The following is a 12,109-nucleotide window of genomic DNA, read 5'->3' as shown; positions in this document are numbered from 1 at the left end:
TTGCTTCTATAAAATCACAATTTTTATAGATATAGAGGCAATTTAAGCCGCACCTTTAAATTTTATTATGGAAATAAAAAAAAGTGCTACAACGAGCATTATTAGAAGAGAAAGTAAAAGATAGTTTTTATGTTCTTTCATGGTTAAAACAAATCAATAGAGCAGTAAATAACGCTGGCAAACAGAGAAAATAGATAAGAAATCGAATAAGAAAACATTTTTTTCTGCGAGCTATGACTCTTAAGCCTTATAACGGATGCAGCAAACCAAATAAAAACACACCCTTCAATAATTGCCATACTGAGGTAAAATAGAGCCTTTTTCAAAAATAGTGCTGGGAGTAAGCTAGTTAATACGAGTAACACGCTATAGATTAATATATATTTCCTCGTTTTTTCTGGACCATAAACGATATTGAACATTGGAATCGATGCTTTTGTATAATCTTCAGATCTATTTAAGGATAGAGCCCAAAAATGTGGTGGAGTCCACATAAAAATTATTAAAAATAGAATACAACTTTCCCAGCTTACAGAGTCAGTTACAACCGCCCAGCCAATCATTGGAGGAAAAGCACCTGCTGCACCACCAATAACAATATTCTGCGGAGTACGCCTTTTGAGCCAAATTGTATACACAAAAACATAAAATAATATGCTAATTGCAAGCAAAGCAGCAGAAACATAGTTCACTGCTATTGCCATGATAAATACTGACAATATTCCAAGAGTTATGCCAAATTCAAGCGCGCTTTCTGCAGAAACTCTACCTGAAGGTATAGGGCGGTTTTTTGTTCTCTCCATAAGCAAGTCTATATCTCTGTCATACCACATATTTATTGCACCTGCAGATCCTGAACCAAGAGCAATGCACATAAGAGATATTAGTGCAAGGAAAGGATGAATGCTACCTGGTGCAGCAACTATTCCAGCAATTGCAGTAAACACTACAAGGTACATTATCCTTGGCTTTAGCAAATGCCAAAAATCCAGTATTGTTGATTCAACATTTAGCAAAACACTTGTGTACATTCTATTTTATCACTGGTGGTTTTTCAAAAGTATGAAAAGGCGGTGGTGAAGATACCGTCCATTCTAAAGTGTCACCTTCCCAAGGATTATCTCCAGTTTTTTTGCCCCACTTAAAGAGATGTATAACTATAAATACAAAAAACATAACTGAAAGAAAGGACATATATGAGCCAATTGAGGATATATAATTCCAAGGGATAAACGCGTCGGGATAATCAGGTATACGCCTTGGCATACCTGCTAATCCCAGGAAATGCTGGGGTAAGAAAGTGACATTGGTGCTAATAAAAGTGAGCCAAAAGTGTATCTTTCCTAAACACTCGTTATATTGCTTACCTGACATTTTGCCTATCCAATAATAAAAACCGGCGAAAGCTCCAAATAATGCAGCAAGCGACATGACATAGTGAAAGTGAGCAACGACATAATAGGTATCGTGCAAAAGCTTATCTATTCCACCGTGAGAAAGAATTATTCCGGTTATACCACCCCCAACAAACATGAAAATAAAACCTAATGCAAACAGCATTGGTGTCTTCAATTCAATCGCTCCACCCCACATAGTTGCAATCCAACTAAAGACTTTTACACCAGTTATAACACCAATGAAAATTGTGCTAGTGCTAAAAAATATAGCAGCATCCTCGCTAAGCCCAACAGTAAACATATGGTGAGCCCAAACCATGAAGCCAAACGTTGCTATTCCTATCATGGCATAAACCATTCCCATATAACCAAATACTGGCCTATGAGAAAAAGTTGACACAATCTGACTGATGATACCAAATGCAGGAAAAATAATTATGTAAACTTCTGGATGACCAAAAAACCAAAACAGATGTTGAAATAACACAGGATCACCACCACCAGCAGGATCAAAAAAGGAGGTACCTATATTACGATCAGTGAGCAGCATAGTTATAGCACCAGCAAGTACCGGTAAGGCAACAATTAACATAAATGACGTGAGTAAAATAGACCAAACAAATAGTGGTATCTTAGTTAGTGACATACCTTTTGCACGCATATTGAATATGGTAACTATAAAGTTGATCGCCCCAACAATTGATGACATACCAGCAACATGAAGTGCAAGTATAGCAAGATCAACTCCTGCACTTGGGTGAGACATGATTTGCGATAGAGGTGGGTATAAAGTCCATCCTGTTCCAGGACCTTCGCCAGCAAATACCGAGAGGATAAGCAAAATAAAAGATGAAACTAACAACCAAAAACTTAAATTATTCATACGAGGAAATGCCATATCTGGTGCACCAATCATGAGAGGTACGAACCAATTACCAAATCCTCCCATTAAGGCTGGCATTATCATAAAAAACACCATTATTACCGCATGCCCTGTAATCATTACGTTATATAGCTGGTAATTATTGTTAAGTATATTAATGTGCATTAGCTGAGTACGAATAATTACCGATAATAATCCACCAATAATTCCAGCTAATATGGAAAAAATAATGTATAGTGTCCCTATATCTTTGTGATTAGTAGAAAACAGCCAACGTCTTATACCTTTTGGTACATCACTCATATCTATACTCCAAACTTAACTTACTAATTTTTTATCTTCAATCCACTTATTAAAATCTTCTTTACTCACTGCTTCAACAACAATTGGCATAAATCCATGACCTTGACCACATAGTTCATAACATTGCCCATAATAAATACCGGGCTTTGTAACGTTAAACCATGCTTCATTCAGCCTACCTGGTATTGCATCAATTTTTATACCAAAAGCAGGTATTCCCCAGCTATGTATTACATCTCCTGCTGTCACTTGTAAACGAATATTAGTATTGATAGGTAAAATAACGTTATTATCAACAGAGAATAGTTTTAAATCTCTTTCGGTAAGGTCTTCTTTTCCTTTTATATAGCTGTCAAATGAAATACCTTGATATTCTGGGTACTTGTAACTCCAATACCATTGATGACCAATAACTTTTAGTGTTATGTCAGCTTTTGGCACTTTCTCCTGTAGTTTAATTAATTCAGCATTTTTAAAAGCCAATACCCCAACAATAATCGTTGGTATAACAAACCAGATAATTTCTACAAAGATATTATGAGTTATTTTACTGACATTTTTCACTTTGCCCTTACGAAAGCGAAATACTACATAAGCAAGCAGGGCCCATACAAAAAGCATAATTGCAATCATTACACTCATCACAAACGAATGTGACTTAACTACAACCTCCATTATCTCAGTTGCAGGCGCAGGAAATCCAAATTGCCAAGAAGTAGGAGCAGAAGCAATTGATATATTTGAGTAAAACATTATCAATAATGCAAGTAACTTCACCATATTTTTTGCTGTAAAACTAACTGTATAATAATATATATACACTTACTATGCAAACAGAGATTATAGAATTTACACAAGTGTTTTGCTAAATATTGAATCAAAAGTAAATGATGATTAATGTTTTTTTAGCATTTAATAAATATAATAATACGATACTAACTTGAGGAAAAAGCATTTACATGAATCTATTTTAAGTTAAAATATTATAATATTTTAAGTTAAGTATTTACTTTAAGGAAGTTCTATAATAAGTTTAATAGTGTCTGTTATTGCTAATAACCCTCTAGCCTCACACCTAAAAGCAGTAACAGACACTATTAAACTTTAAGTAAGTTTGCCTATTTATAATTCATTGAGGTAAAAATCTTACTAATTCCTTTAATTCTATTATACAGCTGAGTTTACTAATTAACCTTTAATGTTTACGTTAGCATTTGCATCTTAAATCAAAGATTTACATATTATAGAAAATAATTATAAAATAATACACTACTTGTGTGTAAATTTTTTTGCATATCAAACTCTGTAAACAAATTTTCTAGAAAAGCCAAATAAATTATCTCTCTATGAAAGATCTATCGAATGTTGCAATTATAGGTGTAAACAAGAACGATAAAAGAGTGCGAGATTGAGTAACTATATATACTTCTACTGGCATACCAGGATATAGGTATACGTTTTTAAATTGAGCAAGTTCTGATTTTGGTATCACCACTCGCACTGAATAATAACGCCCCATCCTTGGATCATCAAGAGCATCAGGGGAAATATGGTTTACTATACCGTTAATTAAACTTAAGCGACGTGCACTATAAGCGCTCAGCCTTACTTTAACTTTCAGCCCTTCTAGTCCGTCGATAGAGACTATATTGCTATCTTTCTTTTTTGCTGACAGTATCTCTTCTATGTTTCTGGTTAGAACTTTAGCATCTATTATTAGATCATCATCTGATGGTACTATACTCAGGATTGGGACTCCAGATTGTATAACACCACCTTCAGTGTGGTATCTTATATCTGTAACTATACCATCTTGAGGTGATTTAATTATTGTACGTGCTAACGAATCTTCAGCAACCATCAGCCTCTCTTTTAAGTCTGCAATAGATGTATTAACTTCCTTAAGCTCAGCATTTGCTCTTTCTTGAGCATCATTCTTCACATTTATAATCTCTAACTCATTTTCTCCAATCTTTTGCTGTACTTGAGATATTGCAGAACGGTAATGTCCAACTCTACCCTCAATTTCAGCAAACTGTTTTTCTAAAGCTAAAATGTGTGGTTTGCTTATATGGCCACTATCAAGTAATTGTCTTTTTGTTTCTAACTCCTCAGTTATCAAGTCATATTGCTTATGGGCTGCATTTAGTTGAAAATTTAGCCCTGCTAATTCATCATTTAACTGCTTTATACGTTGTTGCAGTATGTCAGTTTTTCCTAATATACTCTTTCTCTGAGAGTTGAACAACTTTACCTGATTCTTTATCGCTTTATTTACAAGTTCATCGTTAGATAATCTTTTAACCTCATCAGAAAATTCTAGCGTATCTAAGTCTCCCCTGATTGCAATAAGTCTTGCTTCAGTTGCCAAAAGTGATAAGAGTTTTTCTTTAATTATACTCAAATTTGCCTTTTCGTTAACATCACTTAATAAAACTAAAGGCTCATCTTTTTTAACTGCTTGACCTTCTTTTACTAAAATTTTGCTTATTATTCCCCCACCCAAGTGTTGCACTATTTTTCTATTTGAAGAGACAATAACTTCTCCACTTGCATGCACTGCTCCGTCAATTGGAGCTATAGCTGACCAAATACCACCTATTCCAAAAAAGATGAATATCACCACTAAACCAAAAAATAGTGGTCCCCATGTGACTTTTAGGACTTCATTTACGTTATTACTCTCACGTTTAAAAATAAAATTTATCATCGCATCAATCCATGCGAACGTCTTATCCAAAAATTGATATTTCTTCTTTCTATTTCCTGCCCTTTGCATATCTATATCATCACTACCAATTAGGCCTGTCAAAGAAAGTCCAGCACTAAGCTTTTTTAACTTACTCATTATAATACTACTGCGAATTCTTGTTAACCAGGATAACACACAAAAACAAAGAATCTATACCTTAAGTACTTTACTTAGACTACGGAACATCAGAATAAACTATTTAGTAACAATTCTTATACTCCATTCAATGGTTCATCATTAGGCTAGAAAATCAAAAAGGTTTTACAATAACCATAATAACTATAATTATTATTAACACTGTTACTGCTTCGTTTAAAACACGAAAATAAACGTGAGTTTTCTTATTCAAGCCCACTGCAAAATTTTTCCTATGCTTTGCAAGTAGGACATGAATAGCAAACATTAAGAATAATGCTAGCGCTTTTACATGAAACCACCCTTCGCGATATGCTTCCCTAATAATCATTAGCATAATTCCAAAACTAAGGGAGAAAAGCATTGCAGGGTTTATGATATATCTAAGGAGTCTCTTCTCCATTATTTGAAGTAAGCTGTCATTTTCTGACCCTGGTTTTACAGATGCATGATAAACATAAAGCCTTGGCAAATAGAGCATACCTGCCACCCACATAATTACAGAGATAACGTGAAAAGCTTCAAGCCAGTGATAGTAGCCCATATAGATAGTATTATAAAATGTTAAAAATTTCTGGTATGATCTCAATTTAATAAAAGAAAGTCAATATGAAAGCAGAAAATTTCACTAAAGAACAGGTGATTGGATTCTACAGAAAAATGCTTCTCATACGCAGATTTGAGGAAAAAGCAGGACAATTATACGGAATGGGATTAATAGGCGGATTCTGTCACTTATCAATAGGGCAAGAAGCAGTTGCAGTTGGGACTCAAGCTGCATCAAAACCTGGTGATGCTTTTATCACAAGCTATAGAGACCATGGCTTAATGCTTGCATGTAATTCTGATCCGAATGTTGTGATGGCAGAACTAACCGGCAAAGAAACAGGGTGTTCAAAAGGCAAAGGTGGCTCCATGCACATATTTGATGTTGAAAAAAATTTCTTTGGTGGACATGGAATAGTAGGTGCACAAGTCCCAATTGGCACAGGAATAGCATTTGCTAATAAATACAAGAAAAAAGATAACGTTGTATTCACATATTTTGGTGACGGTGCTGCAAATCAAGGACAAGTATATGAATCATTTAATATGGCATCTTTGTGGAAGTTACCTGTGGTTTATATCATAGAAAATAACGAATACGCAATGGGAACTTCTGTACAAAGATCAACTTTAGTAACTGAACTATATAAAAGAGGAGAGAGTTTTGGTATTCCTGGAAAACAAGTTGATGGAATGGATTTTTTCTCTGTCTATGAGTTAACAAGTGAAATAGCTGAGCACGTACGTGGGGGAAAAGGACCTATCTTGCTTGAAATGAAGACATATCGATATCATGGACATTCAATGTCAGATCCTGCTACTTATCGCTCAAAAGAAGAAGTTGAAGATATGAAGCAAAATCATGATCCTATAAGCACCTTAAAGCAGTATATAACAGACAATAAAATCGCTTCTGATGAAGAATGCAAAGCTATTGATAAGGAAATACGAGACTTAGTAAAAAAGTCAGAAGATTTTGCTAAAAGTAGTAAAGAGCCAGAGATTGATGAGCTGTATACTGATGTTTATAAATTTGTTAGCTAATCAGTTGCCATCAAAATTATGTTTTGGCCTACTATAGATATTTTTTGGCAGCACTTAACTTTATTATATAACAGCCTAGTCAATAGAAACTGTAGTAACTCTTATATTATTGATATACACCGCTCTTGGATCATAGGTTAAATGAGTTTTATTTGACTTTTTGTGCTAGTTTGCAGAATATAAAGTTATTAATTGAATAAAATACATGACAAAAGAAAACTGGGAGACAGTAATTGGACTTGAGGTACACGCTCAGGTTTCTTCTAAGACAAAGCTATTTTCTAGTTCACTAACGGAATTTGGCACTGAGCACAATACTCAAGTTTCTCTAGTTGATGCAGCAATGCCAGGTACACTACCAGTATTAAATTATAGCTGCATAGAGCAAGCAATATGCACCGGACTTGCAATTTCTGCAGAAATTAATAAATGCTCTTACTTTGACCGGAAAAATTATTTTTATCCCGATTTACCACAAGGTTATCAAATAACCCAGTTCTTTGAGCCAATAGTTAAAAATGGCAAAGTTTTTATCAATAATAATGAAAAAGAAATAAGAATCGCAAGAATTCACTTAGAGCAAGATGCAGGAAAGAGTATTCATGAAGAAAGCAAAACTTACATAGATTTAAATCGTGCAGGTGTTGCTTTAATGGAAATTGTTTCAGAGCCAGATCTTCGTTCATCTGCAGAAGCTGCAGAATTCATGAAAAAATTGAGGCAGATTTTGCGTTACATCGGTTCATGTGATGGTGATATGGAAAAGGGGTCACTTCGCTGTGATGCAAATGTTTCTGTTCGCCCAAAGGGTAGTAGCACATTTGGCACTCGTTGTGAAATAAAAAACTTAAATTCAATACGTTATATTGTACAAGCTATAGATTATGAAGCACAAAGGCAGATCAAAATTTTGGAAAGCGGAGGAGAAATAAGTCAAGATACCTTATTGTTTGATGTCACTTTAGGAAAAACAAAAGTGATGAGAAGCAAAGAAGATTCAAGTGACTATAGATATTTCCCTGAACCTGATTTGCTACCTGTTGAAATAAACCAAGACAAAATTGATTCTATTAAATCATCTTTACCCGAGTTGCCAGATCAAAAAAAACTTCGATACATAGAGGAATTAGGTATCAATGAATATGATGCAGACGTTATCACTTCTGATAAAGAAATTGCCGATTATTTTGAAAAATTAGCAAAAAAGCATGATTCAAAGATTGCAGTTACCTGGTTAACCGTCGAGCTTTTCGGTCGTTTAAATAAAACAAATATTGATATTGTTAGCTCTCCAATTAAAGCAGATGCTTTATCCGAGCTCCTTGACTTTATCGTTGATGGAACGATCTCTGCTAAGCTCGGCAAGCAAGTTTTTGATATTATGTTTGAAACTGGCAAACCGGCATCTCTCATCATAGAAGAGCAGGACCTAAAACAAATAACCGATAGAGGTCAAATAGCAGAAGTTATCGACACAATCATCAATAGCAACCAAGATAAAGTTCAAGAATACAAAAGCGGTAAAACAAGATTATACGGATTCTTTGTTGGCGAAATTATGAAACTCACCAAGGGAAAAGCCAGCCCTGATGTCGTGAATTCAATTTTAAATGAAAAATTAAGTAATTAGTCACATTTTTTTATTTACATAACAGCACATCTCGTAGATATTCTCAGATTTACGCTACGATATCTGTATATCATAACATATAACTTTTTTACCATTTGTTGGTACTATTTTTAAAATTATGTGAGGTTGAGGATGCTTGAAGATCATCCTGTTTGGGGGTCAAAATGCTCTCGCCATGGTATTGACTATCAAGAGTTGTGGCTCATATTATTTCTCATGCGTGTGATGGATAAAAAATGTCCTTTCCGCCTAGTTACAGAATTGAAGTCAGCTGCAGGCTTTGATGATGTTGTTCTCCAATGTAAGCAAAATAAAACAACAATACATAGGTTTGTGCAAGTCAAACACAAACAAGATGGAACTGAAAAAATCAGTGTAGGTAGCTTATTAACAAAGAGTGGTGAGTTTAATTTGTTGAAATACTTTATTGCTTATTTAAAGATCAAAAATAATGCAAAGTTTAGTGGTGGAACAAAGCATTTTCTTTTTGCTACGAATATGGATCTTGATTCACCATATTCAATACAACACGAAGTAAGAAATCTAAGAGCAATGTTAAGTGGAGAAAATAAAGGAAAAGAACTTTCATTTGTAAGAATAGACACAAAAGATGAGTTTCTGGATATAGGTGATAGTGCAAAATATAGAATTAGTGATTCAGATGGTAGTGTTGCTCAATACTTGAAACAAAATATGGATTTTATAAAGCGTGAGATAGGCAAGGAAGTCAGCAATAAAGAGATAGAGGACTTTTTAAATGAACTGGTGTTCGTCGTTAACTTACCCCATGAAGCTCAGCTAAGAAAATTATTGCTAGGTAAGTTGAGTAGTAGGTTGAACAAAAAGTTCGACTATATTGGTGACAATCAAATCTTTTGTAATAATCTTCTAAAAAAAATATCAGACTGGGTAAAAGATATAAAAGCGCGTCCTTTTTTGCACAAAGAGGGAGAAGAGCTTTTTCGAGAAGTGGAGCTATGGGCTAGTACTTTAGGTAAGATAGAACAAGGAGTAAAAGAAAATAATGAAAGAATTGATAAAGTAATAGAACAACAACACAAGGATAGTAAAACACTACATAAAATATATGTGGCTGTAACGACACAGGATAACAAGCGGGTAGAGGAGCCTATTTGGTTTAAAATAATAGAGCCAGTTGCATTTTTTACTGGAAGAAATAGTGAATTAAAAGCCTTACATGATGCACTACAAAGGAGTACGGTCAGGCCAGCAATTATATCTCAGGTTGCTACTATTAGTGGTCTTGGGGGGATAGGTAAGAGTGAATTCGCTAGGCAATATGCTTACACATATGGAAAGGATTATTATGCTAACGTTATCTGGATAAATGCTGAAAGCGTTGAAACTATGAAAAATTCTTTCTTGGGGTTAGTTAAGGATGATAGATTAGGCATTTCTACCAAAGGGTACGAAAGGGACAAGACGATAGAAAATATTGTTAGAGAAATATATGCTTTCTTTGCAAGAAGGAAAGGAAAAAGCCTATTCATTTTTGATAATGCTGAGGGATATGAAAACATTAAAAGATTTTTACCTTCATCTTTACACCCTAGACATAAAAAACCTTACATTTTAATTACTTCTCGTGACTGTAAGTGGAATGTGAGAGGAGAAAGTGATATAAAAGTAATACAATTAGATAAGTTTGGTGAAGTAGAAGCTTTAGAATTTGTTAGAAAAGCTTTGAACATAGAGAATAATTTACAGGATAGGGAAATAGAAGAGCTAACAAGAGAATTACAATATTTTCCATTAGCTTTAGGACAAGCAGTTGTATATATCCAAGATCGAAATGAGGAATCGAGATTAAGAGGTGATAAGAGGTTTAAAATAAGTGATTACTTAAAAGAGTATCAACAAAATGCAGGAGAATTGCTTAAGAAAGGAATTTATGAAAATGAAGATCGTTATACTAAAACAGTTTTGACAACTTGGAATGTCACGATGACATATATATGCAAGGAATATGGCTTTGAAGCATTAAGCATTCTTGAAATAATGGCCTATCTTGCTCCTGACAATATCTGCATCAAAGAAATTTTTTCAAAATTAATAACAGATGATAAGGCAAAGCTTTGGAATGCTGTTGAGTTACTTAATCGATATTCAATGATTAAATTAAGGGAAGGAGTAGTAAATATCCACAGTCTAGTACAAAAAGTAACAAGATTAAAATTACAAGAGAACCGACAAGAAGAGGAAGTTCTAAGGAAAGCTTTGGAATTGATAAACAGTGGTGGTTTAGCACAAGGTAGTATGAGCCATATTGCATTTGTATGGGGATACGCAAGTACATACGGTAAGTTGATTGATAACTTTTACTTTAACTCATTTTATGTATATGGAGGAACACTGTTTATAAGGAAAAGCACCCCTTTGCACTTGCTTGCTGAAAGTGGTGATTGTAAAGCAATTAGTGCAATAATAACACATATAGAAAAATATTACCCAGGTGAATTGGTAAAAATTGTTAATGTTAAGGACAATCACGGTCAAACTTTGTTGCATATTGCTGCTAAGAGTGGAAATTTGAATGTAATGAAATGTCTAGTCAATAAAGGTGCTAGCACTAATACTAAAGATAAATATGATAATACTCCATTGCATTCAGCTGCTTACGCTGGGGAATTGGATATAGTAAAATACCTGATTATTAAAAATAATAACATTAATGCTAAAGGCGAATATGGCAGGACTCCATTACACATTGCTGCTATAAATGGAGATCTAGATATGGTGGAATATCTAATCAAAAGGTATGCTAATATTGACGCTAAAGACAATTGTGGTATGACTCCATTACATTTAGCTGCTGACGTTGGGGAATTGGGTATAGTGGAACACCTAATTAATGAGGATGCTTATGTTGATGCTAGGGACGAACACTACAGAACCCCATTATTTTTTGCTGCTGAGAATGGAAAATTAAATGTAGTGAAGTGCCTAATTGAAAAAGGTGCTAATGTTAATGCCAAGAATGAATATGGCGAAACAGCGTTACACCGCGTTGTCTATAAAGCCACTTTCAGTGGAGACTTAAGAATAGTGGAGTTTCTAATCAATAAAGGTGCTAATGTTAATGCTAGAGATAGAAATAGTAGAACTCTATTACACTACTCTGCTTTATCTGGAAGCTGCAATATTGCAGAATGCCTTATTCGAGAAGGTGCTAATATTAATGCTAAGGATAAAGATGGCAACACTGCACTACACTTGGCTGTTATTAGGCAAAAGGTTGATATAACGAGGACGCTACTAAAACACAATGCAAACGTTAACGCTAAAAATAATGAGGGAAAGACAGCATTGGATTATGTAACTGATAATCAAGAGCTTGTGGAGTTGCTTTTAACCCATGATGAAAGTGTTGAAGTAGCTTAAGAGAAAATTATTTATCT

General features: G+C 34.3%; 8 protein-coding genes. 3 read left to right on the top strand and 5 right to left on the bottom strand.

The annotated features are described in order from the left end of the window. Positions 1-143: 143 nt before the first annotated feature. From AAHF52_RS00380 to hemJ, 5 genes are all read right to left on the bottom strand, one after another. A complete protein-coding gene (locus tag AAHF52_RS00380) occupies positions 144-1,031 on the bottom strand; it encodes a heme o synthase (protein ID WP_052264838.1) in 888 nt (295 codons plus the stop codon). A gap of 1 nt (position 1,032) precedes the next feature. Continuing rightward, the gene (gene ctaD, locus AAHF52_RS00375) at positions 1,033-2,583 is read right to left on the bottom strand and encodes a cytochrome c oxidase subunit I (protein WP_096097191.1); all 1,551 of its coding nucleotides are present in this window, start codon (positions 2,581-2,583) and stop codon (positions 1,033-1,035) included. 15 nt (positions 2,584-2,598) lie between these two features. Then, entirely contained in the window at positions 2,599-3,363 is a 765-nt protein-coding gene (gene coxB / locus AAHF52_RS00370; RefSeq protein ID WP_007302761.1) for a cytochrome c oxidase subunit II, read from the bottom strand. A 556-nt stretch (positions 3,364-3,919) separates the two neighbouring features. Then, positions 3,920-5,431: an HlyD family type I secretion periplasmic adaptor subunit gene (locus AAHF52_RS00365; RefSeq protein ID WP_007302760.1), complete on the bottom strand. Its 1,512-nt coding sequence runs from the start codon at positions 5,429-5,431 to the stop codon at positions 3,920-3,922. A gap of 154 nt (positions 5,432-5,585) precedes the next feature. After that, on the bottom strand, positions 5,586-6,014 hold the full coding sequence (gene hemJ, locus AAHF52_RS00360; protein ID WP_254229658.1) for a protoporphyrinogen oxidase HemJ: 429 nt from the start codon (positions 6,012-6,014) through the stop codon (positions 5,586-5,588). Positions 6,015-6,079: 65 nt separating this feature from the next. Here hemJ and pdhA point away from each other — a divergent pair, with 65 nt between their 5' ends. The 3 genes from pdhA to AAHF52_RS00345 all read left to right on the top strand — a co-directional run bounded on the left by pdhA (position 6,080) and on the right by AAHF52_RS00345 (position 12,092). Beyond that, positions 6,080-7,060, top strand: coding sequence for a pyruvate dehydrogenase (acetyl-transferring) E1 component subunit alpha (gene pdhA / locus AAHF52_RS00355; protein ID WP_342068418.1), 981 nt, complete (start codon positions 6,080-6,082; stop codon positions 7,058-7,060). A 205-nt stretch (positions 7,061-7,265) separates the two neighbouring features. Further along, positions 7,266-8,690 (top strand): Asp-tRNA(Asn)/Glu-tRNA(Gln) amidotransferase subunit GatB, encoded by a 1,425-nt coding sequence (gatB, locus tag AAHF52_RS00350; RefSeq protein ID WP_264376821.1) that lies wholly within the window; start codon positions 7,266-7,268, stop codon positions 8,688-8,690. A gap of 132 nt (positions 8,691-8,822) precedes the next feature. Next, complete coding sequence (locus AAHF52_RS00345) at positions 8,823-12,092, top strand: ankyrin repeat domain-containing protein (protein ID WP_342068417.1); 3,270 nt, start codon at positions 8,823-8,825, stop codon at positions 12,090-12,092. Positions 12,093-12,109: the final 17 nt, after the last annotated feature.

Origin of the sequence: Wolbachia endosymbiont (group B) of Melanargia galathea, from assembly GCF_964030625.1 — a bacterium.
In the GTDB taxonomy this organism is placed as follows: domain Bacteria; phylum Pseudomonadota; class Alphaproteobacteria; order Rickettsiales; family Anaplasmataceae; genus Wolbachia.
The sequence above is the reverse complement of the archived record's forward strand: the minus strand, read 5'-3'. Positions and strand labels throughout refer to the sequence as shown.

Coding starts and splice junctions, on each gene's coding strand:
- AAHF52_RS00380 (WP_052264838.1), bottom strand. CDS start 1,031: ATGTACACAAGTGTTTTGCTAAATGTTGAATCAACAATACTGGATTTT.
- ctaD (WP_096097191.1), bottom strand. CDS start 2,583: ATGAGTGATGTACCAAAAGGTATAAGACGTTGGCTGTTTTCTACTAAT.
- coxB (WP_007302761.1), bottom strand. CDS start 3,363: ATGGTGAAGTTACTTGCATTATTGATAATGTTTTACTCAAATATATCA.
- AAHF52_RS00365 (WP_007302760.1), bottom strand. CDS start 5,431: ATGAGTAAGTTAAAAAAGCTTAGTGCTGGACTTTCTTTGACAGGCCTA.
- hemJ (WP_254229658.1), bottom strand. CDS start 6,014: ATGGGCTACTATCACTGGCTTGAAGCTTTTCACGTTATCTCTGTAATT.
- pdhA (WP_342068418.1), top strand. CDS start 6,080: ATGAAAGCAGAAAATTTCACTAAAGAACAGGTGATTGGATTCTACAGA.
- gatB (WP_264376821.1), top strand. CDS start 7,266: ATGACAAAAGAAAACTGGGAGACAGTAATTGGACTTGAGGTACACGCT.
- AAHF52_RS00345 (WP_342068417.1), top strand. CDS start 8,823: ATGCTTGAAGATCATCCTGTTTGGGGGTCAAAATGCTCTCGCCATGGT.